Genomic DNA, 537 nt, shown 5'->3' on the forward strand with positions numbered 1-537 from the left:
GCGTGCTCTTTCAGTGCCACCTCAAGCGCTTGGCTGAGAGGCACCGCCTCGGAGAATAGGAAGCCCTGAGCGGTTCTGCAGCCAAGCTTGTACAGAATTTGCCGATCTGCCTCTGTTTCGACGCCCTCGGCCATGACATCGATGTCGAGCGCCCGACCAAGATCGATCACCGTTTTGACAAGCAGCCGGTCCTCCCGAGACTTGGCTAAGCCGCGAATGAAGCGTTGGTCTATTTTCACCTTGCTTATCCGACTGTCCTTGAGCGATGCCAATGTGGAAAAGCCGGTGCCGAAGTCATCGAGCGCGATGGAAATGCCGGCATGTGAAAGCCGTCCGAGCTTTTCATCTACTCTGTCCGGGTCCACTGGAGACTCTTCGGTAATCTCGATTTCGAACATCGTTGTCGGGAGGTCTCTTGCCGCCAGACCATTCAGAACCATGTCGTCGATATCGCCGGCTTCCAATTCGCGCGGAGAAACATTCATTGCCACACGAACATCTCGACAGTCAGCTTTCACCAAGCCGTCGATAAGAGCA

At 55.1% G+C, this 537-nt stretch carries 1 protein-coding gene; it reads right to left on the reverse strand.

Going from position 1 to position 537, the window contains the following annotated elements; all coding sequences use genetic code 11:
• On the reverse strand, window positions 1-485 hold a 485-nt coding region (locus NMG70_RS31715), incomplete at its 3' end, for an EAL domain-containing protein (protein WP_254028136.1).
• Between the last annotated feature and the right edge of the window lie 52 nt (window positions 486-537).

Origin of the sequence: Mesorhizobium ventifaucium (genome assembly GCF_935822925.1) — a bacterium.
GTDB lineage: Bacteria > Pseudomonadota > Alphaproteobacteria > Rhizobiales > Rhizobiaceae > Mesorhizobium > Mesorhizobium ventifaucium.